At 44.6% G+C, this 25569-nt stretch carries 20 protein-coding genes and 1 riboswitch; of the genes, 15 read left to right on the forward strand and 5 right to left on the reverse strand.

The window, feature by feature from the left end; all coding sequences use genetic code 11:
- Positions 1-45: 45 nt before the first annotated feature.
- From AC0VX7_RS01105 to AC0VX7_RS01115, 3 genes are all read left to right on the forward strand, one after another.
- Positions 46-1281 carry an ATP-binding protein gene (locus tag AC0VX7_RS01105; protein WP_475426304.1) on the forward strand — a complete coding sequence of 412 codons (1236 nt, stop codon included), beginning with the start codon at positions 46-48 and terminating at the stop codon, positions 1279-1281.
- Positions 1282-1644: 363 nt separating this feature from the next.
- Positions 1645-2865 (forward strand): S-methyl-5-thioribose kinase, encoded by a 1221-nt coding sequence (gene mtnK / locus AC0VX7_RS01110; protein WP_475426305.1) that lies wholly within the window; start codon positions 1645-1647, stop codon positions 2863-2865.
- Between the two features lie 46 nt (positions 2866-2911).
- Positions 2912-3553, forward strand: a complete 642-nt coding sequence (locus AC0VX7_RS01115; RefSeq protein WP_475426306.1) for an L-fuculose-phosphate aldolase — start codon at positions 2912-2914, stop codon at positions 3551-3553.
- A 406-nt stretch (positions 3554-3959) separates the two neighbouring features.
- Here AC0VX7_RS01115 and AC0VX7_RS01120 read toward each other — a convergent pair whose 3' ends face one another.
- Together AC0VX7_RS01120 and AC0VX7_RS01125 are read right to left on the reverse strand one after the other, a co-directional pair.
- Positions 3960-5723, reverse strand: coding sequence for a mechanosensitive ion channel (locus AC0VX7_RS01120; protein WP_475426307.1), 1764 nt, complete (start codon positions 5721-5723; stop codon positions 3960-3962).
- A 318-nt stretch (positions 5724-6041) separates the two neighbouring features.
- Positions 6042-6620, reverse strand: a complete 579-nt coding sequence (locus AC0VX7_RS01125; protein ID WP_102264899.1) for a YqaA family protein — start codon at positions 6618-6620, stop codon at positions 6042-6044.
- 223 nt (positions 6621-6843) lie between these two features.
- On the opposite strand from AC0VX7_RS01125, the gene AC0VX7_RS01130 reads away from it, so the two are divergent.
- Positions 6844-7698 (forward strand): sulfite exporter TauE/SafE family protein, encoded by an 855-nt coding sequence (locus AC0VX7_RS01130; protein ID WP_475426308.1) that lies wholly within the window; start codon positions 6844-6846, stop codon positions 7696-7698.
- A gap of 201 nt (positions 7699-7899) precedes the next feature.
- On the opposite strand, the gene AC0VX7_RS01135 is transcribed toward AC0VX7_RS01130, so the two are convergent.
- Together AC0VX7_RS01135 and AC0VX7_RS01140 are read right to left on the reverse strand one after the other, a co-directional pair.
- Entirely contained in the window at positions 7900-8757 is an 858-nt protein-coding gene (locus AC0VX7_RS01135) for a GNAT family N-acetyltransferase (RefSeq protein ID WP_475426309.1), read from the reverse strand.
- Complete coding sequence (locus tag AC0VX7_RS01140; RefSeq protein ID WP_475426310.1) at positions 8754-9941, reverse strand: FtsW/RodA/SpoVE family cell cycle protein; 1188 nt, start codon at positions 9939-9941, stop codon at positions 8754-8756. Before AC0VX7_RS01140 ends, AC0VX7_RS01135 begins: the two co-directional genes overlap by 4 nt.
- A 489-nt stretch (positions 9942-10430) precedes the next feature.
- On the opposite strand from AC0VX7_RS01140, the gene AC0VX7_RS01145 reads away from it, so the two are divergent.
- From AC0VX7_RS01145 to AC0VX7_RS01165, 5 genes are all read left to right on the forward strand, one after another.
- Positions 10431-11207: a hypothetical protein gene (locus AC0VX7_RS01145; RefSeq protein WP_475428054.1), complete on the forward strand. Its 777-nt coding sequence runs from the start codon at positions 10431-10433 to the stop codon at positions 11205-11207.
- Positions 11208-11465: 258 nt separating this feature from the next.
- Positions 11466-11646, forward strand: a riboswitch (cobalamin riboswitch).
- Positions 11647-11962: 316 nt separating this feature from the next.
- A complete protein-coding gene (locus tag AC0VX7_RS01150; RefSeq protein ID WP_475426311.1) occupies positions 11963-12919 on the forward strand; it encodes an ABC transporter substrate-binding protein in 957 nt (318 codons plus the stop codon).
- Positions 12885-13946: a FecCD family ABC transporter permease gene (locus tag AC0VX7_RS01155; protein WP_475426312.1), complete on the forward strand. Its 1062-nt coding sequence runs from the start codon at positions 12885-12887 to the stop codon at positions 13944-13946. The genes AC0VX7_RS01150 and AC0VX7_RS01155 overlap by 35 nt, the downstream gene beginning before the upstream one ends.
- Positions 13943-15385: a heme ABC transporter ATP-binding protein gene (locus tag AC0VX7_RS01160; protein ID WP_475426313.1), complete on the forward strand. Its 1443-nt coding sequence runs from the start codon at positions 13943-13945 to the stop codon at positions 15383-15385. Before AC0VX7_RS01155 ends, AC0VX7_RS01160 begins: the two co-directional genes overlap by 4 nt.
- Positions 15386-15437: 52 nt before the next feature.
- Positions 15438-15821 carry a VOC family protein gene (locus AC0VX7_RS01165; protein ID WP_475426314.1) on the forward strand — a complete coding sequence of 128 codons (384 nt, stop codon included), beginning with the start codon at positions 15438-15440 and terminating at the stop codon, positions 15819-15821.
- A 487-nt stretch (positions 15822-16308) separates the two neighbouring features.
- Here AC0VX7_RS01165 and AC0VX7_RS01170 read toward each other — a convergent pair whose 3' ends face one another.
- Entirely contained in the window at positions 16309-17586 is a 1278-nt protein-coding gene (locus AC0VX7_RS01170; protein WP_475426315.1) for an MFS transporter, read from the reverse strand.
- Positions 17587-17853: 267 nt separating this feature from the next.
- On the opposite strand from AC0VX7_RS01170, the gene AC0VX7_RS01175 reads away from it, so the two are divergent.
- The 6 genes from AC0VX7_RS01175 (at position 17854) to cshA (ending at position 25397) form a co-directional block, all read left to right on the forward strand.
- A complete protein-coding gene (locus AC0VX7_RS01175) occupies positions 17854-19326 on the forward strand; it encodes a SulP family inorganic anion transporter (protein ID WP_475426316.1) in 1473 nt (490 codons plus the stop codon).
- A 90-nt stretch (positions 19327-19416) separates the two neighbouring features.
- Entirely contained in the window at positions 19417-19836 is a 420-nt protein-coding gene (locus AC0VX7_RS01180) for a universal stress protein (protein WP_475426317.1), read from the forward strand.
- Between the two features lie 362 nt (positions 19837-20198).
- Positions 20199-21281 carry a D-alanine--D-alanine ligase gene (locus tag AC0VX7_RS01185; protein ID WP_475426318.1) on the forward strand — a complete coding sequence of 361 codons (1083 nt, stop codon included), beginning with the start codon at positions 20199-20201 and terminating at the stop codon, positions 21279-21281.
- A 72-nt stretch (positions 21282-21353) separates the two neighbouring features.
- Entirely contained in the window at positions 21354-22733 is a 1380-nt protein-coding gene (locus AC0VX7_RS01190) for a UDP-N-acetylmuramoyl-tripeptide--D-alanyl-D-alanine ligase (protein WP_475426319.1), read from the forward strand.
- A 146-nt stretch (positions 22734-22879) separates the two neighbouring features.
- Positions 22880-23590, forward strand: a complete 711-nt coding sequence (locus AC0VX7_RS01195; RefSeq protein ID WP_475426320.1) for an alpha/beta hydrolase — start codon at positions 22880-22882, stop codon at positions 23588-23590.
- A gap of 325 nt (positions 23591-23915) precedes the next feature.
- On the forward strand, positions 23916-25397 hold the full coding sequence (cshA, locus tag AC0VX7_RS01200) for a degradosome RNA helicase CshA (RefSeq protein ID WP_475426321.1): 1482 nt from the start codon (positions 23916-23918) through the stop codon (positions 25395-25397).
- Positions 25398-25569 lie beyond the last annotated feature (172 nt).

Consider the following 25569-nt stretch of genomic DNA (forward strand, 5'->3'; position numbering starts at 1 on the left):
TTATGTAGGCATATATTCATATTCTGGAGAACCCCGGGGGATACAATGGTAGAGTTTATAAAAGATTTGATCCTGCATTTTTCAATTATATTATCGCTCGGCTTCATGTATAACTTTCTATGGATGCAGAAGCGTTCGGTATATAAGAAACAAGTCTTTAAAATGGCCATTTTAGCTGCGCTATTGATGACAATGGCGTTGCCTGTAAGATTCCATGGTGGCATGGAATTCGACTTGAAGCTGATTCCAGTCTTCATTGCCTTTTTTTATCTAAGCAGGACTGATAGCTTTTTGCTTGTGGCTGTCCTGTTGTTATTGCAGGGATTTGTGGGGATTGACAAGCTCCCCGTCACGGCCGTCAATTATATGGTCATATTAATTCTATTTTTTTCGATTGAAAAATTATATAAGAATACAACTGTTAACAGAAAAATCGCGCTCGGCCTTTTTGTGTACGGCCTGATCACAACGACAAGACTCGCGGCAATGATCAACGCCGGCAAAGCGGAAGACTACCTGTATTTGCTTGTATTTTCACTCGTCTCTTTCGTTGCGCTATCGGTCACCATTTATATCATTGAAATGACCAACTTGCAGCTTAAATTGATGCATGAGCTTCACAAAGCTGAGAAATTTTCAGCAATCAGCCAGCTAGCAGCCTCGGTTGCCCATGAAATACGGAACCCAATGACCACAATCAGAGGCTTCATGCAGGTTCTCCAGGGAGAAAGGAATTTGAATGATAACCAGAATCTCTTCATCACGATATCCCTTCAGGAGCTGGATCGTACCCAGACAATCATTGATAATTTCCTCTCGCTGGCAAAACCAAATACAGGCAGCATGGCAAAAATTGACCTGAGCGAACTTTTAAAAGAAACGATTGACTTCATGAGATCCTATTCGCATCTCGCCAATACGGAATTAGTGGAGGCAATCGATAAGAACCTTTGCATCAAAGGTGATGCCCATGAAATCAGACAAGTTTTTATTAATATCCTGAAAAATGGCATCGAAGCGATGCCTTCTGGCGGAAGCATCTACATCATCGCCAAGGTCGACAAGAATAATGTGAGAATCCAGTTCCGGGATGAAGGAGTCGGCATGAACAAAGAGCAGCTCGACAGACTCGGTCACCCTTATTACTCCACGAAGGAAAAAGGCACAGGCCTCGGCATGATGATTTCCTTTGATATTATCCAAAGAATGAGGGGCCGAATCAATGTCGAAAGTACAGAAGGAAAAGGCACCACATTCACGATTCTGTTGCCATGTGAGTAATAGAATACGTTTCTTGTAGAAGGGCTCTATCGACCAAACAGAAGGCGAACGCGCGGGAAAATGTCCGATAGAAGAGCTCTATCGGACAAACGGAAGGCGAAAGCGAGAGAAAGTGTCCTATAGAAGAACCTGCTGTACAAACGGAAGCTAGAAAACGAGATTGTAAATGAAAGAGAAGGCAGATGACGGTCTTCTTTTTTTATGGATAGGTTCATAAGTTTACCAGAAGCTTGTCGGAGTTGAGCAGTCGCCTTCGCTTTATTTGTTTGGAAGTGATTTTTAGTGCGTCGAAATACAATCTTAAGCTATAATAATTTTTAAAAGATTTCTATAATTGTTACTGCGGGAAAGGGGAAGTTCACCATGGCTGATTTTAATACTTATTTTTTGATGAATGCTGATGAGGTCATTTCATATGTAAAAGAAAAGACCGATTTTTTTAATAAAGATGCTGAATTGAGCTGTACCGAAATTGGGGATGGCAATTTGAATTACGTATTCCAGGTGATTGATGAGCAATCGGGAAAGTCATTGATTGTCAAACAGGCTGGTGATACTGCGAGGATTTCTGACGAATTCAAGCTTTCCACAAACCGGATCAGGATTGAATCCAATGTGCTTAGGCTTGAAGGTGAGCTGGCACCAGGTTTGGTCCCGGATGTATACCTGTTTGATGATGTGATGAATTGCTGCGTGATGGAGGATCTTTCTGATCATACAATCCTCCGTACAGCGCTTAATGAAGGCCGTATTTTTCCAAAGCTTGCGGATGACCTGACTACTTTCATGGTCAATACGCTTCTGCTCACTTCGGATGTGGTCATGGAGCATAAGGCGAAAAAGGCGCTTGTCCAGGATTATATCAACCCAGAATTGTGCGAAATTTCCGAGGACCTAGTATACTCTGAACCTTTCACTGACCATAACAACCGAAATGACTTGTTCCCGGCAAACAAGGGTTGGATAGAAGAAAATATATATGGTGATGATAAATTGCGCTTTGAAGCTGCGAAGCTGAAGTTTGCTTTCATGACCAATGCCCAGGCACTTGTACATGGGGATTTGCATTCAGGTTCTGTTTTTGTAAAAGAAGAATCAACAAAAGTAATCGATCCTGAATTCGCGTTCTACGGTCCGATGGGCTATGACGTTGGCAACGTGGTTGCGAACCTGATGTTCGCGTGGTCACGCGCATATGTAACAAATGCTGAAGAGAAATATATTTCCTGGCTTGAGGAGACAATCAAAGATACGGTAAACCTTTTTGTAGAAAAATTCCTGGTAAGTTGGAAGGATAATGTCACTGATATCATGGCGAAGGAGCAGGACTTCGACCGCTGGTATCTGGATTCTGTTCTTCAGGATACTGCCTCGGTAACTGGCATGGAGATGATCCGCCGTATTGCCGGCCTGGCGAAGGTCAAGGATATAACGTCCATTTCTGATGAGGGGCAGCGCGTTCTTGCAGAGAGGATTTGCCTGTCTGCAGCGAAGCGGTTCATCTTGGAATCCGGCAGCTACAAAACGGGTGAACAATTTTTAAAAGTATTAAAGGATTCAGCTTCAAGCCATAATATGCGATAATAGGACGTTCCCTATCTAGATTTTTAGAGAAAGAGAGGCGCATCATATGTTGCTTCTGGAAGAACGGATGAAAGTCGTAAAATACGGCAAGAAAATCATTTCAAGCGGCCTGACTAAAGGGACTGGTGGAAATATCAGCATTTTCAATCGGGAAAAGCAACTGGTTGCCATCAGTCCGAGCGGGATCGATTATTTCGAGACGAAGCCTGAAGATATTGTGATCATTAATTTGGATGGCGAAATCGTTGATGGCAGTAAAAAGCCTTCGAGTGAGCTTGACATGCATTTGATTTTTTACCAGCGCCGCGAAGATTTAAACGCGCTTGTCCACACCCACTCGCCCTATGCCAAAACGATTGCGACACTTGGTTGGGACATTCCGCCGATTACTTATTTGGTGGCGTTTGCCGGTCCGAATGTAAGGTGCGCTCCCTATGCAACATTCGGGACGAAGGAGCTCGCCGAAAAGGCATTTGAAGGCATGGTGGATAGAAGAGCTGTGCTGTTGGCGAACCACGGCATGATTGCCGGTGCCCATAACATCGAAACAGCATTTACAGTCGCTGAGGAAATCGAGTTCAGCGCTCAGATTTATTATCAGGCGAAAGCGATTGGCGAGCCAACAGAACTAACTGAAGAAGAAATGGCACGCCTGTCCAAAAAATTTGAAAGTTACGGCCAGAGATGACCCTCTATTTTGAGGGTTTTTCTTTTTTTGTGTCTGGGACTCTGAAACAACCTCCTCTTGCCTTTAGTCGTCCTGATAAGTTTTCATCCCTTTTTATATTGGAAAGTTAACTGTCCGCTATATTTCATAAAAGTGAATCACAAAGTAACTAGATTATGCTATGATTATTAAAAGAAAAAAATGGACTGATTGGATAGTTTTACTAGAGGGGGACAGGCTGGCTATGAGAGCGAGGACAAGGAAGAGTGAACCTTTTTCATTTGATAAACTGAAGGAATTTTTCACTACTGTGATTCTGCATCTTAGTTTCTATGCCTTCATCGTGTTTCTCGTGATATTTTTCATTGATAATTTTAGCTAAATACATAAAAACACAGCTGCCGTGGTTGGCAGCTGTGTTTTGTTTTTATGGATTCATCGGGTTGTTATCGTTATGAGGATCCATAGGGTTATTGTTTCTGTTCTGGTTCGGATTGTTTAAGTTTGGACCAGTTCCAGGGTTCTGGTTCGGATTGTTTAAGTTTGGACCAGTTCCAGGGTTCTGGTTCGGATTGTTCAGGTTTGGATCAGTTCCAGGGTTCTGATTCAGGTTATTCAGGTTCGGCGGTGTAGCAGGGTTCGGGTTGACCGGGTTGTTCTTTTTCATTTTCTGCTGTTGGACCGCTGCCTGATCAATGCTGGTTTTTTCGATTTTCTCATCGAATTTGGCCAGGTATTTGGAAGCGAAGTTCTTACCGCCAAGACCGAATGCGAGTCCGAATGCGAGCGCCAGTCCTCCAAGTGTCAGGATGAACGCTGCGTTTACGATTGCTGGTGCTACTCCAAGCTGGTCAAGGGCCATGAAGACAGCAATGGTGATGATCGCATATTTTGCGACAGTTGCCAGCACATTGGAAGAGTCCCCTTGCAGGATGCTGCTGAGTACTTTCTTTGCAAGCCCGCCGAGCCATAGGCCGACACCAAGGATGACAATCGCGGCAATTACATGTGGCAGATAAGCAATGACGCCTCGTGCCAGGTCGACGAAGAAATCAAGGTTTACTACATTCAATGCTTCAGCTACAAATAGCAGGACGACGATGACCTGGACAATATAGCCGATAATTTCCGATAAGCTTAATGCGTTAAAACGCTTGGCAGCGCTACCTACAGTTACTCCTTTAAAATAGGAATCAAAACCAATTCTTCTTAATAAATCAGCAGTGAATTTTTTCAGCCATTTTCCAAGCCATAGGCCGATCATGACAAGAATGATGGCTACGACGATATTTGGAATCATCGTCAGGATGTCATTCAACATTGCGATGGCTGGTTCAGATATTCCTTCGACATCAAGTCGCTCGAGAGCGGCGATGACAGTCGGGATTAATATCAAGACGAAAGCAACAGTGCCGATCACGCGTGAAAGGCTAGTGCCTTCAAATAAGCGAGAAAGTCCGAAACGCTGGACTAAGGTTTCAGTGCCAATGCTTTGTAGAAAGTTCGTCAGGATATCACGAACGATTTTAGCAACAAAGTAACCGACTAAAAGAATCAGCGCTGCCGCGAAAAGTTTAGGAATGAAGGACAGGATTCCTGCGATCATGTTTTCGAAAGGTTCTGAAACGCCGTGCAGGTTCAGTGCGGACAATACAGCTGGCAATGCCATCAGTAAGACAAGATAGAAGACGATGTTCGCGACTTTATCAACTGCATTCGTCGTCTGCTGGTTGTCGTCCGTAAGCTTATACTTGCTTAACTTTTCATGGACACCTAGCGTCTTGCCGCCTTTTTGGATCAGGAATTTCAAGCCAGAAGCAATCAACCAGGCAAATAATAGAATCAATCCTGCTTTCAGGATATTAGGAATCGCTGCGGCAATAGTGGAGAACATTCCGATGAGCGGCTCCGTCAAAACATATAAATCTAAGATATTCAGGAACATGATGAAGACAAATACTAGAATTAAAATATAGACAATCTTGCTGATGATTTTTTCAGCGGAATACTTGTTATTGTTCACATTCGAAAAAAGCTTGTTATCAAGGCTTGTTTTCTGAAGCCCTTTGTAAACTGCTTTTTCTATTAATTTTGCGACAAGCCATCCGACGAGCAGGACTGCAAGCGCGATCAGCACATTGGGCAGTTTGCCAAGAATGCTGTCCCAGCCATTGTAAAAATTATTGTTCAAACTTCTCACTCCTCATTTTAATTGGATTTTCAAGCCGAGCTGCGGATGTGTATGGATAAAAACTAAAACTAGTGCAGCTTCAACCTGTGAAAAAAGTCCTTAGTTAGCTAGCAAGCATACTTTAATCTACCCAAATATTGTCTATGTAAACAAAGTAAGGAACATCGTCTAATGGGAGTGTTGAGTTTTGAAACTATTGATATAAAGAGAGAGAAGAGGGAAGGGCTGTACAGATTTTAAAGAAGTCTTCGATTGTGTACGAGATTTAAGAGGGGCTATAAATAATAAAAAACCGAGCAAGGGGCTCGGTTTTAATTGTTATGCTTTCTTCGATCTTTTTAAATATGCGTAAATCAGGTATCCGAAAATCACGACGACACCTAAAATGATCGTGAGCATCGCGAAGTTTTCTTCAATGAATGGCATTGCTTTGTCACCTAGAGCAACGATGATCGCTGCTTCAAGGAAGAAGCGTAGGCCTCGTCCAATAATGGACCAGATGATTAGTGTTGGAATCTTCACATTGGAGATTCCGGAAAAAATCGTGAACACTTTGTATGGGATTGGAGTGAAACCAGCTATTAAGATCGCCATCGCGCCGTACTTTTCGAAGTACCCTTCTACTAGGGCGATTTTTTCTTCTTTTATAAAATAACGCAGAATTGGACGGCCAACTTTTTTACCGATGTACCAGCCCAGTAGTGCTCCGAGCACGGATCCGGCTGTTGTGATGAATGCGTACCACAATGCCCGGTCAGGGTTCGCGATTCCCATTGGGATCATCAAGACATCAGGCGGGATCGGGAAAAAGGAAGATTCCAGGAAAGACACGAAGAATAGTCCCCAGGAACCAAATTCAAGCAGCCATTCTTCAAACGCATGTATCCATTCAGACATGAAAAAGTATCTCCTTTAAGTTGTTATAGGGAGGCAGCAAAATGAGCCTAGTAAAGAGTATACCATGTTTAATTCTGCTAGAGCCAACTATTTCAGCAATGAGATGATCGCATCTGACGGCCGGTTATCAGAGGCCGCAGGTAAATGAAAAGTCAGTGATTATTTATTTTCAGGCTAATAGTGGTACTCTATAAAGGAACTCGATAAAAAGAGGGAGTTGTCTATGGAATACATAATCTATTTGCTGCTCGGCGGCTTGATCAGTGTCCTCTCTGGATTTTTCGGGGTGGGCGGAGGCTTTATCCTGACGCCCATATTACTGTTGGTAGGATTTTCGCCACTTGAAGCAATCACGACAAGTTTGTTTTTCACAGTGGGTACATCTATTTCGGGAATTACAGCACATATACGCCTAAAGAATATCCTCTGGAAAGAGGGATTGATCATGGGAGTAAGTGGTATTGTCGCGACGCAGCTGGCGAGACCACTTGTGTATGCTCTTGAAGCGCGAGGGTGGGATGAAGTCGTCATTCCTTTCCTCTATATTATACTGCTCACTTATTTCGCGATAAAAATGATTCGCCAGGGCAAGAAGACAGACGACGGGAACCCTGCCCCAACTTATTTTTCGATGCCAATGCTATTGGCTGTTGGCTTTCTCGGTGGTTTTGTTTCGGCAACACTGGGCGTTGGCGGCGGGTTCATCATCGTACCGCTTATCATTACATCGCTGGGCTTCAATCCGAAAAAGGCAGTCGGAACGAGTCTTTTTGCTGTACTGTTGATCGTCTCAGTAGGATTCATCTCATATGCGATCAATACGGAAATCAATTACTTTATTGGTCTGATGCTGATTGCCGGTACGCTATTCGGCTCCCATTTCGGCGCAAGGATGACTGGTTATTTTGAAAACAGGGAAATGAACGGAATGCTAGGTATCCTTTATCTTGTCACGCTGGCAGGAGCAGTTCTGAAGCTGTTTGATCTGAATAAAATGGGCCTTTGGATAATGGGTATTTTCATAGTGTATTTTTTTGTAAAGTCACTACTTAAAACCAGGGTAATGAAAAAAGGCTGAGCAGCTCAGCCTTTTTAATGGTTAACCAGGACTTTATAAAATTATTGAGTCGTGGATAACTCCATGTAGTTTTTTTAATCCAGCTCCAGCGCCTAGCCCCTCGAGTCGCTTCGGTCCGCCCAATGAAGTCAAAGAACGACTTCACCGGTCGGCCCTCCAGCGCTTGTCGGGGCTGAACGAGGCGCTTGTGCTTTTTGTTCTTTAAGCCTCCGAGGTGAATGGATGTTTTATGAACTTAGGAAGCTCCAGTCCGGCTCCCTTTTTCACAAACAATGCTCCCTCTCTTTTAAAAGGAACGCGCTGAAACTGGAGGTCTTTGTAATCAGGTGTGAAGTGGAATTCGATACAGTCTGTTTCCCCAAAGCCAGCAACAATGTTTTTGATATTAACAGGTGATGTACTGATAACATCGTACAGTTGGACAACGCGGTTTTCCTTTGTGAAAATAACAATCGCGTCTTCTTCTGCAAGATAGTAGAGATGGTCGGTAAAAATATTCAGGATATGGTACATCGTAATCCCGGACGAATTGGTAGTCGAAAAGGTTTTTGAATCCGGCACTCGTCCGTAAACTGTTTTTTCAATGAAATCCAGGTCATCTGCCAAATCGAGTTTCCTAAAATCGAATCCGCCTGGGCCAGCAGATATCTTTGCGGCATGCTGATACTCCTCAACCTCTTCAAACCCGAATTTCGGATAAAAGTCGAGCACACGATCATTCGCGAACAGGTACATAAAATCATACTTTCTCTGATACACGTCCAAAACATGGTTCATCAGACTTGCTGACAGACCCTTGTTCCGATATTCCAGATGAGTCATAACGGTGCCAATCTGAAGAGCTTTATAACTTTTTCCTTCAATAATAAAATCGAGCTCGTTTACAGAGACATTGGCAACAATCTTGTCGTTATCTGCATAGGAGAACGGGATGTATCGCTCTCCCCAATATCCATGTTCGTGCCAGCTTTCAAAATCAATTCCAAAAACATCAAGTGCCAGCTGCAGGAAGCTTTTTCTTAAAGTTTTATTGTCGCGGTAATGGCTTACTAGCTTCATATATCAAAACTCCTGTCTTTCGAGGCAAACATGTATGTTTTATGATGGAACCGGATACCGTAAATCAATCCGATCGCGAGCATATTGCCCATAAGCGAGCTGCCGCCGTAACTGATGAATGGCAGCGGAATCCCGGTAATCGGCAGCAACTGGATCGTCATCCCGATATTCTGGAAGACGTGAAAGGTGATCATGCTGATGACGCCCGCGCTAATGTAGGTATTGAATGGGTCATTCGTATCCAGTGCGGTTTTTGTCAAATGGTAGATTAACAGGAAGTAAAGGCCGATGACAAAGCTGCCGCCCGCAAAGCCAAATTCCTCGCCGATCACACTGAAGATGAAGTCCGTATGGCTTTCGGGAATGTAGACTTCACTGCCCTTCAGGCCTTTCCCGGTAAGCATACCGGAACCAATGGCACTGAGGGATTTTTGCAGATGGTAGCCATATTCAGGGTAGCTCTCTGGGTCAAGCCACGCATAAATGCGCCCGAACTGATACGTTTTTACACCCAGGTATTCTTTTAGGATTTCCGGTTTCCAGATCACGAGATACAATATGCCTGCTCCAAGTGCCGCACCTCCGCCATAAAGCGGCAGGATGATTTTCCAGGTGATACCTGAAACAAGGATGATTCCTGTGAAAATCGCAAGCACGACGAGAGAGGTTCCTAGGTCTGGCTGCAGCATGATCATTCCAAGTGGCAAGGCGGTTATGAAGCCAAGCTTGATGAAAAGCAGGAAGTCAGTTTGAAGTGTCTTTCTTGTATGCCTTTTATGGTGGGCATAGATCGTGCTGCTAAGGGCAAGAATCAGAAAGACTTTCATGAATTCTGAAGGTTGGATGGAACCGAACGGCTCGATGAAAAACCAGCTTTTTGCGCCATTCCTTTCCTCGGCTATACTGGCAGGAGCGAAAAACAGGAAGATGAGCAGGAAGACTCCGAAGCCGTACAAATACCAGCTGAGTTTGCGGTACTGTTCGCTGTCGAACATCATCACGACACCAATGATCCCCGACCCAACGACATACCAAAAGATTTGTTTGTATAAAAAGTTCTGTCCAACATATTGGCCTGTTCTCTGGGCGCTGTATATCGCGAAGCAGCTTGTCAGAAAGAACAACAATAAAAGGAGCGTCAATGTCCAATCAAACCGGTCAAATTTTTTAATAGGCTTCTCCATTTGCTACACCCTGTCTCAATCCGTTTTTACAATATTATGCTAGCAGAGTTGAATTATCCTTACAATCCCTGCTCAGGTAACATTTTCCTATGCAAGTAATAGACGAATGAAAAGAGAGAATAGTTCCTTTTGTAAAGGCTCTTTTCTCAAACTTTGTTGCTATTGAATACAAGATTGGAGTGATTTCCCTATATTCCTTCGTAAAGTTGACGCCTCTTATGAGAAAGAGCATGCAAACTTCTTACCGACCTGCAAAATGGGTATATATTACGTTAAAATCGTCTTTAGGATTTTAACAACAATTTTTACGAAAACAGTGTTTGTAAAAGGGATTCTTTTAACGTGTTAGTACGATAATAATTATGTTTTTGAAGAGTCAGAATAAGATATTTTCATGTGTTTTTGTTAGAATGGAAGGAGTGTTATTTGTACGGAGTCAGAGTGTCGCTGGCAATCATGCAGCTGAGAATTTTCCGGGAGGTTGTGCCATTGAAAAAGAACCATCCTTATAGCAGGGATTTACTATATGTCCATTTGAACGAGCGGGACCAGTACGTGCTCTCGCATGGTATGGAATTCTATGAATTCGCAAGGTCATTGTCTGATTCGCTTAACCATCTGCTGCTGTTGAAGCATCGCTATGAGGATGGTGAGTTCAATAGACATACCTTATTTGAATATGTACCTGAAGACAGCGTCGAAAAGTTGGTCGCCGCAAATGTCCATGCATACGGGGATTTTTGCTGGATTGACTTTGAGGAAGTGGAAGCACTGAATGTGCTGACGGCCCAGGAGATTGCCGAGCTTCTTTATCTAGGCCATATCAAGCACCATTTGAAGCAGCCATTTTATAACCAGCTCGATAATCGCTTTGTTTACCTTTCCCATGAGGATGGCTGGTTCAACAAAATATATTACCGCAACTTCAATGATTTTTTCCGGATGCTCGGAACGGTCCTTTCTGGCAAGCTCGGGGAAATGAAACCGGAAAAAACACTGCTCGGGATCAGGAAAAAGAAGTCCTACCCAGCCGTCAGCAAGGAGATTCTGAAATCGTTGACACCGGCGATGAAGGAAGGGGCGGTTTTTTCGCTGAAAAACATCCAGCAAAACCGCAACAGAATTGAAATACCGATTTGGATTATCGGAGATTTTGCCAACATGGATGACATGCATGATGAATATAAAGAAGCAAGCCGCAGCAATCCGGATGGCAGGCTTGTCTTTGATAAAAAAGTGAAAGAATGGAGTCTGCTTGCTCAATAAAGCTGTTTTCGTAAAGATTGCTGTTAAAATCCTAAATCCGATTTTAACGTGATAAATACTCAGTTTGTAGGTCGGTACTAAGTTTGCAAGCTCTTTTCTCATAATAGGCTAAAATCTTTATGAAGAAACATGGTCATTTAATCCTATTCTGTAGTCAATAGCAACAAAGTTAAGAAAAGAGCTTCTAATAAAGTCGAAAAAGCAAAATTTTTGGAGCAATTTTTGGCCATTCGTGTATAATGGGATTTAGCGGAAAATTACATATCGAAATGAACGGGTGTCTTTTTAAACAAGACTTAATAGGGAAGTTGGTGAAAATCCAACGCGGTCCCGCCACTGTAAATGGGAGCAATCTGCAACGGCCACTGTACAAATGTATGGGAAGGCGCAGCGAGCATTGACCATGAGCCAGGAGACCTGCCTGTCCATTGCACCAACAAACCTACGAGGATAGGGAGGTGCCGACAGGCTCTATGTCTTTTTATGATAATAAAGAACATTTGCTTACTCGGACATCTCCCCTTCAGGTGGAGATGTTTTTTAAATTTTATCAAAGGCTTTGTTGAGGGCCAATGCTGGATTTTAACATCCAGTTGATTGTAGTGGAAGGCGCGTAGACTCCTGCGGGAAAAGCTGAGAAGATGAGACCCCGCAGGAGCTTGCGACGAGGAGGCTCAGCCTCAGCCCGCGGAAAGCGAAGCGCCTGGAACGAAAATCAACCACGCAAGCCTTATTAGAAATTGGAGGAGAAGCAAATGAAAAAGTTATTATTGTTGATGATGGCTGCTGCCATGATCCTGGTTGGCTGTGGTACTGAATCACAACCTGAAAAGAATGAAGGCGAAAAAACCGCGCAGGAGCAAAAGCCGGGTTTCCCCGTCACTGTAAAAGATGCGCTTGATGAAGAAGTTGTCATTGAAGAAAAGCCAGAAAAGATCATCTCCCTGATTCCGAGCAACACGGAAATCGTTTACGCGCTTGACAGCGGAGATGCGATTGTCGGTGTCACCGATTTCGACAATTATCCAGAGGAAGTAATGTCGAAGGAAAAAATCGGCGGGATGGAATTCAATATAGAGAAAATGATTTCTCTGAAGCCAGACCTCGTTCTTGCTCCTGGATCAACAGCGGACACTGTAAAAGAAGGTCTTCAGCAATTGAAGGATGCAGGAATTGATGTTGTGGTTGTGAATGATGCGCAGTCATTTGAAGAAGTGTATCAATCAATCGAGATGATTGGCCAGGCCATCGGTGAGACAGATAAGGCAAATGAACTTATTGAAAATATGAAAAACAGTTTTGCTGAACTGAAGAAGAAAGCAGAGGCAATTAAACCAGAAGAGCAGAAGTCAGTATTTGTCGAGGTCTCTCCTGCACCGGAAATCTACACAGCCGGTAAAAATACTTTCATTAATGAAATGCTTGAGTTGATTGGCGCCAAGAATGCAGCCGGAGATATGGATGGCTGGCCAAAGGTTGACCCGGAGGCAATCGTCGAGCGTAATCCCGATGTTATTGTGACAACCTATGGTTACTACACAGAAAAACCAATCGAACAGGTTCTTGCGCGGCAAGGCTGGAATAATGTAAAAGCGGTCAAGGACCAGCAGGTATTCGATGTCCACTCTGACCTCGTAACCCGTTCTGGCCCAAGGCTCGCTGAAGGAGCAGAGGAGCTTGCAAAAGCCATTTATCCGGACGTTTTTAAATAATAAAGGATTAGCATATATCATTTCGACAGCATTTTTGATCATTTCGATGCTGTTGGGCATATCGATTGGAACGGTTTCCATCCCTGTACCCGCTATTATTGAAATTATTGGTGCTGAGGTTTTCCGCTTTCAGGGCCAGGGAATCGATTCGATGCATGAGAGCATTGTCATGGATATCAGGCTGCCGCGCGTTTTGCTGGCAGGACTCGTCGGAGCGTCCCTGGCAATTGCCGGTGCGGCGTTCCAGGGACTGCTCCGTAACCCACTGGCTGACCCATATACACTGGGGATTTCATCAGGGGCCTCAATCGGTGCAGTCATCACGTTGTTTTTTGGAATCTCATTGCCGTTAGTTGGGGCATTCACCTTGCCGGTGCTGAGTATTTTGTTCGCATTCGCAACCGTGTTGTTTGTGCTCTTTTTTGCCCGGAGAGTCGACAGGCTGCTAAGGGTTGAGACGATTATATTGACGGGAATCATTTTAAGTTCATTTCTTGGATCATTTATTTCATTGATGATCGCCCTATCTGGCGAGGAACTGCGGCAAATCATTGGCTGGCTGCTTGGCAGCGTCTCGATGCGCGGCTGGGAATACATCAAAATTATTTTCCCTTTCTTTATTGTTGGTTTGGTGATTTTGTTAGCAAATACCAGAGAGTTAAATGCAATGTCCTTCGGTGAGGAACGGGCGCAGCACCTTGGTGTCAATGTCGAGCGCCGCAAAATGCTGATTTTATTGTCTGGCTCGCTTTTAACAGGTTCAGCGGTTGCGGTGTCAGGGACGATCGGCTTCGTCGGCCTCGTCATCCCGCATCTGACAAGGACCGTCTGGGGACCGGATCATCGACATTTGCTGCCGCTATCCGTTTTGATTGGCAGCGGCTTCCTGATTCTTGCCGACCTTGTATCGAGGACAATCATCGCGCCATCAGAATTACCGATCGGCGTGATCACAGCCTTGATTGGAGCTCCGGTTTTTGCATTGATTTTAATGAGAAATCGTAAGGAAAGAAGTGCTGGCCGATGATTACAGTGAAGAGTTTGACAGGCGGATATGCAGGCGGAGAGGTGTTGAAGGGAATCTCCTTTGAGGTTTGCGAGGGGGAGTTGTTTGGAATCCTTGGGCCCAATGGCAGCGGAAAAACAACGCTTTTAAAAATGATCAGCGGAGCTCTGGACTTCAGAGAAGGTTCTATCGACGTGGATGGGCGTCCGTTGACACAATACTTGCCAAAGCAGCTTGCAAGGATGATGGCCGTCCTGCCTCAGCACGGTGAACAGACCTTTCCTTATTCGGTAAAAGAAACCGTCGCACTCGGGCGCTATGCACACCAGAAAGGCTGGTTCAATAGCTGGCGTAATGAGGATGAACAGATCGTCCAGAAGGTGATGGAACAGACAGGGATAACTCGCCTTCAGGATAAATCGATCGTGGAATTGTCCGGCGGTGAAAAGCAGCGGGTATTTCTCGCGCAGGCGCTGGCCCAGCAGCCCAGGATCCTCTTGCTTGATGAGCCGACGAACCACCTTGACCTCAGTTTCCAAAAGGAACTGCTTGACTTGCTGAAAAAGTGGGCAGCGGAAGAGGAGTTGACGGTTGTCTCGATTTTTCATGACTTGAATCTGGCTTCATTATATTGTGACAGGCTGCTGTTGATGGAAAATGGTGAAGTTTTGATCGTTGACACTCCTACAGAGGTTTTAAAGGAAGAAAGAATTAAAAAAGTCTATAAAACCCAGATCAAAAACCATCCGCACCCGGAAATTGCCAAGCCGCAATTGCTGCTGGTTCCCGAAGCGGGCGGCAGTCCTGATGCTGATTTTAAAATAGATGCCAGAATTCTTGATGTAGAACAAGACAGGATTGTCCTGCAGTCACCGATGAACTTGAGGACGATGTCTTCCGGAATCACCGGTGCCGGGATTGGCTGGCATAGTTCGTTCGTGCACAGAGTTGTTCCGATGGAATATGACTGCAGCGACCATAAGGCTGAAATGGCTGAGTATTTGCAGGAGAATGGCTTCCTGCCAAGCGAGACGGTTGGGATGATGACAGCTGTTCCTGCAGAGACAGCATCCTACCAACTGTTTGAGGATGGAGACCTTTCCATTTTCATCATTGTCTCTGCCGGGAATACCCATCGTGACAGACCGCGGAATATCAATACATGGCTATTCATTAATGGCAAGATTTCCGAGGAGGCTTTTATCCAGAGCGCAATGACTGCGGCAGAAGCGAAAATAAGCGTTTTGAATGAGCTTGAGGGAAGCGGGGCTGGCATTGCTGGACAGTCAGCTGGCATTTCGACAGACAGCATATGCATCGCCGCAACCCAGCAGGGGGAGTCGATTGCCTATGCAGGCACTGCCACCCCGCTCGGCAAGCTGATCAGTGAAGGAATTTATACCTGCACGAAGGATGCGATATTGAAGTACAGAGCCAGTAAAGCTGCGTTCAAGCATTAAATGAAGGAATTACATCATTTAGTCTCGAATTCTTGTTTAAGAGGTGATGATGATGGAATTGAAAATGGGTTATGTCATTTTATATGTGGCTGATTTGGAAAAAACAAAGCATTTTTACGGTGAGTTGCTTGGCCTTAAACTTCGAAATGAATTTGGCACCTACATTGAATATGAAACAGGCAATACAGTCCTATCGATGAATACAAGGGAAAGCGGCCGCGAAATCACAAATCTGCCGATTCCAGATGGAGTCAGGAATGAACAAACCTTTGAGCTCGGATTCGTAACAGAGGATGTCCAGGGCGCTGTGGAAAAACTGCGTTCAGCAGGAGTCCCGATCCTGCTCGAGCCAATCGAAAAACCCTGGGGCCAGGTCGTCGCCTATGCAGCCGATCCAGATGGGCACTACATAGAAATCTGTACTCCGATTGGGTAAAACAAAGTCCTGCGGCTTATTGAGCTTGCAGGACTTTGTTTGTAATTGATCTCTTTATGCCGGGATAGAGCTGAAACCCCAGAAAAGGTTCCATGTAAGCTTTAAATTAGGTAGGAATCGCTGAATAGATCCTATAGAAAGATTCTATAAGCCCAAAAGAGGTTAAAACCAACGAAAAGGTCCTATAGAAAGATTCTTTAAGCCCAAAAGAGGTTAAAACCAACGAAAAGGTCCTATACAAAGATCTATAAGCCCAAATGAGGTTAAAACCCTCGAAAAGGACCTATAGAAAGATTCTATAAGCCCAAATGAGGTTTCAACAGCCGAAAAGGACCTATAGAAAGATTTTATAAGCCCAAATGAGGCTAAAACCCTGGAAAAGGTCTATAGAAAAGTTCTAAGAGCCCGAATGAGGTTTCAAGCACCAAAAAGGTTCCGTAGAAGCTCTTTCTCCTGTACACAATCCTGGGTCAGGCTCAAAACAAAACTAAGCTGCATCCTTCACTGGTTTCTTTGCAAGTAGTGAGGCTGTGATGCCTAAGATCGGAAGGATGATGGTCATCAGCAGAATTTCTTCATATCCGCCGAAATAATCGTAGGCGAGCCCGAATGGCAATGGCCCCAACGCTGAACCAAGCACGGTGACGGTCATCGCCGAACCTTTGATGCTGCCAAGCGATTTTCGTCCGAAGAAGCTCGGCCAGACGTAGTTCAAGGTTATCCTTTCAAATCCCCCGCTGATTCCCCATAATACCCCGAATGCAATCGCGATTGCTGTTTGATCGGCGGCAAGAAGCACAAGGATGAAAAGAATCTCCCCTGCAAAAATACCTGCCAGGACGTACTGCACTTTTACCCGATCGAGCATTGGTCCTGCGATCAATGTGACCGGAAAACCGATCAAAGCCATCAAGCTTAACACAAGTGCGGCAATCGCAGGAGAAATCCCGTTTGTTTTAAAAATCGAGATTAGGTGGAAAGTCAGCCCAGTGTTGACGAGGGACGGAATACCCACACAAAACAGCAACAGCCAGTAGGCGCGTGTTTTGACTGCCTCCTGGACCGTCCAATTCACCTCTTCAAAAGGCTTGATTGTTCTGTTAGGGTCAGCAGGGTCGTTTGTCCAATCAGGCTTAACTCCATCTGGGTATTCACCGATATCCTCCGGTTTGTTTCTAATTAAAAAATAGGCCAGCGGAACAAAAACGACGAGAAGCAGGACTCCCCATACCTTCCAAGAAAAACTCCAGCCCCACGTCGCAACAAGCCAGGCATTTAATGGCGGTAGTGCAGCTGAGCTGGCAAAGCCGCCAATTGCCATGAGGCTCATCGCCTTTCCGCGTTTTGTTATGAACCACTGTGGGACAAGAGTGTTTGGAATAAGACTCATCGAACCCTGACCGAGGACCCTGATCAGGAAAAAGCCGATGAACAGCATCGCGGTGTTAACGACCATACTGTTCCAGAAGCTGGCCAGCGCCAGCCCGATGCCAACAATAACTGACATCTTTCTTTGACCCCATTTATCAACGAAGCGACCGACAAAGAACATGCAAATACCGGCTGCAAGGGTCGCAAGTGAATAGACCGCTGATACATGCGAGCGGCTCCAGCCGAAATCTTTTATGTAAGAATCAATGAATACGGAAACCGAGTATGTTTGCCCGGGGCCTGAAAAAAACACGCCCATACCAGCGATGAAAACGATGACCCAGCCGTAATAGAAATTCGTTTTGAATGGTGCTGAAGAACCTGATGTATTCATGTCAAAACCTCCCAAACCATCATAACAAAATGTTGCAGAAAATAGCTTGCTAGATGCAGAGCCAAAATGGTGATTTTACATTTTAAGGTTTTTAACGTATATATGTGAAAAAAAGAGATATCAGTCGATATTTGAAGAAAATCATAAGATGCAGCGCTTACAATACTGGTTGCTCATTTTGATAAATGTGTTATGATAAATCCTGTTTTTATCGGACCCGGCTTGCTTGAGAGTAGGAAGCCACAAAAACTATTAAGGGGTGTTTACTTGAATACTAGTACAATTAAAGAACAATGGTTTGGCAACGTCAAAGGAGATGTCCTTGCGGGAATCGTCGTCGCGCTTGCTTTGATTCCTGAAGCGATCGCCTTTTCGATTATTGCTGGCGTTGACCCGATGGTAGGACTTTACGCTTCATTTGCGATTGCTGTGACAATCGCGATTGTCGGCGGCCGTCCTGGCATGATTTCAGCTGCGACCGGTGCGATGGCGCTGTTGATGGTGACGCTTGTTGCTGACCATGGTTTGCAATATTTAATGGCAGCTACGATTTTGACAGGTCTCCTGCAGATTCTGTTTGGTGTGTTTAAATTAGCGAGGTTCATGAAGTTCATTCCACGTTCCGTTATGATTGGCTTCGTGAACGCACTTGCAATTTTGATTTTCATGGCGCAGCTAGAGCAGTTTGTAGACGCAACATGGGTAATGTATGCAATGGTAGCGGGCGCGCTTGCGATCATTTATCTCTTCCCGCGTATTTCTAAGGCTGTTCCGTCTCCGCTTGTGGCGATTATCGTCATTACGGTTCTAGCACTTATGACAAAGAGTGATGTAAGAACAGTTGGCGATATGGGTAATCTGACTTCAGCATTGCCAACATTCTTGATTCCGAATGTACCTTTCAACCTGGAAACGTTAAAAATTATTTTTCCATATTCATTGGCTTTGGCGATTGTCGGTTTGCTTGAATCATTGCTGACTGCTCAAATCGTCGATGATATGACTGATACTTCTAGTGATAAAAATAAAGAAAGCCGCGGCCAGGGAATTGCGAATATCGTTGCCGGACTATTCGGGGGCATGGCAGGCTGCGCAATGATTGGCCAGTCCGTTATTAACGTTAAATCTGGCGGCCGAGGCAGATTATCTGCCCTTGTTGCCGGTACTTTCCTGATGTTCCTGATCCTTGTTTTAGGAAATGTCGTTGTCCAAATTCCGATGGCTGCCCTGGTTGGTGTCATGATCATGGTATCAATTGGAACGTTTGACTGGTCATCAATTAAAGGCATGGCGAAGACTCCTGTTACAGATTCAATCGTCATGGTTGTTACGACTGTCACAACTGTGTTCACGCATGACCTATCAAAAGGTGTATTTGCCGGTATCATCTTAAGTGCTATTTTCTTCGTAGCGAAAATTTCAAAGGTGAAAATCACTTCAACATTTGATGTGGCAGCTGAACGCCGCACATATTTTGTAACAGGACAGGTATTCTTCGCATCTGTTACTGACTTAATCGAAGCATTCGATTTGAAAGAAACAGCAAAAGAAGTCGTAATCGACCTGACACATGCCCATGTATGGGATGATTCAGCCGTTGCGGCAATTGATAAAATCGTCATCAAATTGAGGGAGAATGGAACAGTGGTCCGCTTGCACGGCCTGAATGATCCGAGCTCTCATTTGATTGACAAGCTAGCTGTCCACAAACAGGAAGGCGCTAAACTTTCAGGACATTAAAATGTAATATTTATTTTCAGGAAGCACGTTGACGAATCAGCGTGCTTTCTTTATATATAAGATAATGGAAATAAATTCAGGAGGAATGGCATGTTTAAAAGAATCTTGTTAGCTTCTGATGGTTCAGACCATTCAGTGCGTGCGGCGAAAAAAGCGGTGGAATTAGCGAAGCTTAGTGGCGATAGTGAAATAACAGTGGTTTATGTTGTCGATGGGCAGACTTCCAAGGAGGACGTCCTTCACAATGCAGACCGAACAGTAGTCGAGGAGAAAAGAAAAATCAGGCTCCAGCCCGTAACAAACATGCTTGAAGCGGAGAGCCTGAACTTCAAGTATGAAAAATTGTTAGGTGAACCAGGACCAGCAATTGTCGACTATGCCAACAAAAATCAATTTGATGTCGTCGTCGTCGGCAGCCGCGGCTTGAACGGCCTCCAGGAAATGGTTCTTGGCAGCGTCAGCCATAAAGTTGCTAAACGAGTAAAAGCACCCGTTCTAATTGTAAAATAAACTCGCTCAATCAGCAGTCAGGTCATTTTAATGATTTGACTGCTTTTTTTCGGTTTCTAATCCTATATGGCAATTGAATGCCATTTAAACAGCTTCGCTCATTCACAGAATTATAAATCAATTCATATGGTAATTTAGGCGCTGAATTTGGGTGGATTGCCTATAAGCGGCTATTGAAAGGGAAATTATTCGGCAGATGTAAACTTTTAACTCCCTGGCAGGTTTCATGCTTAAAAAACAGGAAATAGTATAGCTTGAGAGTTATTATTAAAAATTGATAACAATTCCGTAATTTAAAAATAAAGTGGTAAAATAGGAAGCGGAAAGTGGAGCCAGATTGAATTTATTGGAGGTCTATTTTTATGAAGACAAGAATCGGGCTGCTGTACGGCGGCAAATCGGCTGAACATAAAGTATCGATGCAGACAGCTTTGGCTGTGACGAAAGCATTGGATTTTGAAAAATTCGAGATTTATCCTATATACATAACGGAGGAGGGAGAGTGGGTCAAGGGTCCTCAACTGGGCGCTCCTGCAGAGAATGTAAAGGCACTTGAGTTTTCCGATAACTCGAACCTGCCGACTCCTTCATTTACACCGGCATTATTCCAGGCGGGCGGTGCAGAATCCGGGCAGACTCTTGATGTCATCTTCCCATTGCTTCACGGACCGAACGGTGAGGATGGAACGGTTCAAGGCTTGCTTGAATTATTGAACCTCCCCTACGTTGGCAATGGTGTCCTTGCTTCGGCTGCAGGCATGGATAAAATCGTCATGAAAAATGTTTTTGCACAGGCGGGACTTCCTCAGGTGGACTATGTGTCCGCTCTAAGAAGCGAATGGGAAAAGGACAGTGAAAAAGTATACGGCCAAGTTGAAGAAAGACTGGGATACCCTTGCTTTGTAAAGCCTGCAAACCTTGGGTCCAGCGTAGGAATCAGCAAGGCTTCCAACAAGCAGGAGCTTGAAGAAGCGTTCAAAGAGGCCTTCCAATTCGACCGTAAAATCATCATTGAACAGGGTGTCGTTGCACGTGAGATCGAAATCGGCGTACTGGGCAATGATGAACCAGAATGCTCGGTAGTTGGGGAAATCGTCCCTAAGAAGGATTTCTATGATTACAAAGCGAAGTATGAAGATGGCGATACAGCTATGATCATCCCTGCTGAAATCACAGAGCAGCAATATGCTGATCTAAAAGAAATGGCAATTACTGCTTTCAAGGCACTGGATTGTTCAGGACTCGTCCGTGCAGATTTCTTCCTGACAAAGGATGGCCAGCTGCTGATCAATGAAGTGAACACAATGCCTGGCTTCACGCCATTCAGCATGTTCCCGCTATTGTGGAAGCATACCGGCGTCGAATATCCGCAGTTAATCGAAAAGCTGGTGAACCTTGGAATCGAGCGTCACGCTGAAAAACAGAAGATCAAGTATACTTTCTAGAATATAAATCATCCAGGGAGACACGGCAGCCATAGGCATGGCCGTGTCCCTTTATTTCGGGAGGATATTAGCATGATTCAAAAACCTTTATCAGAGATCGCCCAAATGGCAGGTGCGTTGAATGATGTCAGCAAATTTGCTGATGTAATCGTCAAGGGCGTTTCAATCGACACTCGTAAAATAGAAGCAGGAAATCTGTTTATTCCTTTTAAAGGTGCAAGGACAGATGGGCATAACTTTGTTGCTGATGTCATCCAGAATGGCGGAGCTTCGGCAGCATTATGGCAAAAGGATGTTCCGAATCCGCCGGGGGATTTGCCGATCATCATTGTCGAAGACACAACAACCACCTTGCAGGAGCTGGCAAGAAGCTACCGCAACTCGCTGGATATCAAGGTTGTCGGCATTACCGGCAGCAATGGGAAAACGACGACGAAGGACATGACAGCAAATCTGCTGGCGCAAAAATTCAAGGTGCAAAAGACCGAAGGGAACTTCAATAACCACCTGGGCCTTCCGCTGACTCTTCTTCGCTTGCGTGAAGATACAGAGGTTGCCGTACTTGAAATGGGTATGAGCAGCAAAGGTGAGATTGAATTTTTAACGAAAATGGGCCGTCCGGATGCTGTGATCATCACGAATATCGGTGAATCGCATCTGCTTGACCTCGGTTCAAGGGAAGCGATTGCTGATGCGAAGCTTGAAATCATCGATGGTCTTCAGGAGAACGGACTGATCATATTCCATGGAGACGAGCCGTTACTACAGGAAAGGCTGAAGGACTATACAGGTAATGGTCAGCTGAAAACCTTTGGGGCAAGCCAGGATAATGACCTTTATCCGGTCAGCATCGAGTCGATCGAAAATGGTAACAAATTCAAGACTAACGTCGGTGATGAAACCTTCTATCTGCCGGTACTCGGCAACCATAATATCCTGAATGCGCTTGCGGCGATGCTTGCGGCAGAGTTCCTGGGCGTTCCTTTTAAAAAAATGAATGACGGTTTTGCGAGCTTGAAGCTGACGAATATGAGAATGGAACTTTCCGAAGGTGCTCATGGAGAAAAGATAATCAATGATGCCTACAATGCGAGTCCAACCTCCATGAAGGCTGCAATCGACCTTGTTGCCAATCTGTCAGGCTACAATCGCAAAATCCTTGTGCTCGGTGACATGCTTGAGCTTGGGCCCCTGGAGGAAGAGTATCATTACAAGCTTGGTTCTTCCATCGATGCCGGAAAAATTGATTATGTATTCACCTTTGGCAAGCTGAGCGAAGCGATCGTCAAAGGGGCAAAAGAAGTTCTGGGCGACGACAGAGCATTTTCGTTCCAGGATAAACAGCAGCTGAGCAATGAACTGAATAACTACGTAACAGGTGAAACAATCGTCCTCGTAAAAGGTTCACGTGGCATGGCGCTCGAAGAAGTCGTCCATGCATTGCAGAAATAATTCCCTACAAAAAGATGTCCTGTTGCCAGGGCATCTTCTTGAGTTTAAAGTTCTATAGTTCAAAAGGCATTATCGAGGAATTTCCGGGTTAAATGATTTAAAATGGGGAAAGATTAAATACGAGAAAAACTAATGGGTGATTGGTTATGATAGGTTGTCTGTTAATACATGGTTTTACCGGGTCACCGTTCGAAGTGGAACCACTTGCCCAGTCGCTGAAGAAGAGGACCGATTGGAAAATAGTAGTTCCTACCCTGCCTGGCCATGGTGATGAGCTTAGATTGAAGGGAATCAAGCATAATGAATGGCTTGACCATGCCGAGAATGAATTGAAGGCGCTATTGAAAGAGTGTGACACCGTGTATGTTGTCGGATTTTCGATGGGCGGGCTGATTGCCAGCTATCTCGCCTCGAATTATCAGGTTGACAAGCTTGTCCTGCTAAGTGCGGCTGCTTATTATGTAAATCCGAAACAGCTTGCTTCTGACATCAAGGAAATGATGAGAGACACGGTAAAAGGAAAATTAAAAGAAAATGAATTATTCAAGCGTTACACAAGAAAAATCAAGGAAACACCCATGACCGCTACCTTGCAGTTTCGCAGGCTTGTGAGCAAAATCAAGCCTATTCTCAACGATGTGAAGGTGCCTACATTGATCGCGCAAGGCGAGAGTGACGGCATCGTCCCCCCGAAAAGCGCCCGTTACTTATATGAAAATATTGGCGCTGAAGAAAAACGGCTGATTTTTTATAAGAATTCCAAACATCTGATTTGTCACTGTGATGAAAAAGAACACTTATTTGACGAGGTATATGATTTTTTGACCTCCACACCGAGAGAAGGAATCAGGAGCTGAAGCAATTCCTCGAAAATTGCTTTTCCTTCCTAAAGATGGTATCATGAATATTGAGTGTCTAACTGAGAAAATCCTTTAAGCGGACATACTCCCGTGATGGAGAATGTCTTTTTTTGCTAATATTTCAGGTTCTGTGCTTCAGCGTGTTGTAATTGCTGATTCAGCCCTGCTTAAAAAACAAGGTGCGAACACCTTTTGCCGTAAAGGTACGACAAACTAACCAGAATCAGAAATGGTTTGGATCCTTAAACAGCCACTTAAATAAACGAAGCATCGGTTATTGCCGATGCGGGATAAATGTGAACATAAAGGAGAATGAGCAAAGTTGACAATGTTCCAAGAGATGGGCATTAGCCCCGCAACATTAAAAGCTGTAAAGAATATGGGTTTTGAGGAAGCAACTCCAATTCAAGCAGAGACGATTCCAATCAGCCTTGAGAATAAAGACGTGATTGGCCAGGCGCAGACAGGTACTGGTAAGACTGCTGCTTTCGGTATTCCTCTAGTGGAAAAAATCAAGAAAGAAAACCATAACATCCAGGGAATCATCATCGCGCCAACTCGTGAATTGGCAATCCAGGTTTCCGAGGAACTATACAAGATCGGTGCTGGCAAGAGATTGGGCGTTCTTGCAATCTACGGTGGCCAGGATATCAACCGCCAGATCCGTGCATTGAAAAAAGGGCCTCACATCATCGTCGGGACGCCAGGACGACTTCTTGACCACATCAACAGAAAGACAATCCGTCTTGATACTGTCGAAACTGTAATCCTTGACGAAGCTGATGAAATGCTGAACATGGGCTTCATCGAAGATATCGAAGCAATCCTTGCGAAAATCCCTAGCGAACGCCAGACATTATTGTTCTCGGCAACAATGCCAGGACCAATCCGCAAGATCGCTGAGCGCTTCATGAAGGACCCTGAAGTTGTTCGTGTCAAAGCGAAGGAAATGACAGTTCCTTTGATCGAGCAATTCTATGTTGAAGTACAGGAGAAGAACAAGTTCGATGTTCTTACACGACTTCTTGATATCCAATCTCCAGAATTAGCAATCATCTTCGGACGCACGAAGCGCCGTGTTGATGAGCTTGCTGAAGCATTGAACCTGCGCGGCTATACTGCTGAAGGAATCCACGGAGACCTTACGCAGGCAAAGCGTATGTCTGTTTTAAGAAAGTTCAAGGAAGGTTCAATCGACGTGCTTGTTGCGACAGACGTGGCAGCTCGTGGACTTGATATTTCCGGTGTAACGCACGTTTACAACTTCGATATCCCACAGGACCCTGAAAGCTATGTACACCGTATCGGACGTACTGGCCGTGCAGGTAAAGAGGGTATGGCGATCACGTTTGTTACACACAGAGAGACTTCTTACCTTCATGTAGTGGAAAAAACGACAAAACGCCGCATGGAAAAAATGACTCCTCCAACCTTGGACCAAGCGCTTGAAGGCCAGCAAAGAGCAGTTGTTGACAAGATTACACAAACAATCGAGTCAAATAACCTTCAATACTACCGCCAGGCTGCAGATGAGCTATTGAAAAATCATGATGCTCAAACAGTCGTTGCTTCCGTATTGAAAATGCTGACTAAAGAGCCTGATACAACTCCTGTTAAGCTTACTGAGGAAAAGCCACTTCCAAACAGAAACAAAAAGCCTCAAGGAGACCGCAAAAGATTCGATAACAGAGGCAGCGATGGACGCAATAAAAAGCCTTACAAGCCACGCTCTGGAACAAAACGCACAGGTGGCGGCGGCGGCAGCAGAGAAGGCGGCAGCTACAAATCAAGATCATCACGCTAAAATAAACACAGTATCCCCGGTTTTTAACTGAACCGGGGTTTTTTTATGTGATTTTATACAATTAAACTGAGATTTTACTTTAATTCGATCTTTAGATTAGTCATTTTAAACCAAAATCGTAAATTTTAGCTGTGAAAACCCCATCCTATCAACCAAATGATGGATAAGGAAC

The sequence above is a fragment of the Mesobacillus sp. QJM3NY_10 genome (genome assembly GCF_056173465.1).

Bases quoted from the DNA above. Each gene is read 5' to 3' on its own strand.
- AC0VX7_RS01105 (WP_475426304.1), top strand. From the start codon at position 46: ATGGTAGAGTTTATAAAAGATTTGATCCTGCATTTTTCAATTATATTA.
- mtnK (WP_475426305.1), top strand. From the start codon at position 1,645: ATGGCTGATTTTAATACTTATTTTTTGATGAATGCTGATGAGGTCATT.
- AC0VX7_RS01115 (WP_475426306.1), top strand. From the start codon at position 2,912: ATGTTGCTTCTGGAAGAACGGATGAAAGTCGTAAAATACGGCAAGAAA.
- AC0VX7_RS01125 (WP_102264899.1), bottom strand. From the start codon at position 6,620: ATGTCTGAATGGATACATGCGTTTGAAGAATGGCTGCTTGAATTTGGT.
- AC0VX7_RS01130 (WP_475426308.1), top strand. From the start codon at position 6,844: ATGGAATACATAATCTATTTGCTGCTCGGCGGCTTGATCAGTGTCCTC.
- AC0VX7_RS01135 (WP_475426309.1), bottom strand. From the start codon at position 8,757: ATGAAGCTAGTAAGCCATTACCGCGACAATAAAACTTTAAGAAAAAGC.
- AC0VX7_RS01140 (WP_475426310.1), bottom strand. From the start codon at position 9,941: ATGGAGAAGCCTATTAAAAAATTTGACCGGTTTGATTGGACATTGACG.
- AC0VX7_RS01150 (WP_475426311.1), top strand. From the start codon at position 11,963: ATGAAAAAGTTATTATTGTTGATGATGGCTGCTGCCATGATCCTGGTT.
- AC0VX7_RS01160 (WP_475426313.1), top strand. From the start codon at position 13,943: ATGATTACAGTGAAGAGTTTGACAGGCGGATATGCAGGCGGAGAGGTG.
- AC0VX7_RS01165 (WP_475426314.1), top strand. From the start codon at position 15,438: ATGGAATTGAAAATGGGTTATGTCATTTTATATGTGGCTGATTTGGAA.
- AC0VX7_RS01170 (WP_475426315.1), bottom strand. From the start codon at position 17,586: ATGAATACATCAGGTTCTTCAGCACCATTCAAAACGAATTTCTATTAC.
- AC0VX7_RS01180 (WP_475426317.1), top strand. From the start codon at position 19,417: ATGTTTAAAAGAATCTTGTTAGCTTCTGATGGTTCAGACCATTCAGTG.
- AC0VX7_RS01185 (WP_475426318.1), top strand. From the start codon at position 20,199: ATGAAGACAAGAATCGGGCTGCTGTACGGCGGCAAATCGGCTGAACAT.
- AC0VX7_RS01190 (WP_475426319.1), top strand. From the start codon at position 21,354: ATGATTCAAAAACCTTTATCAGAGATCGCCCAAATGGCAGGTGCGTTG.
- AC0VX7_RS01195 (WP_475426320.1), top strand. From the start codon at position 22,880: ATGATAGGTTGTCTGTTAATACATGGTTTTACCGGGTCACCGTTCGAA.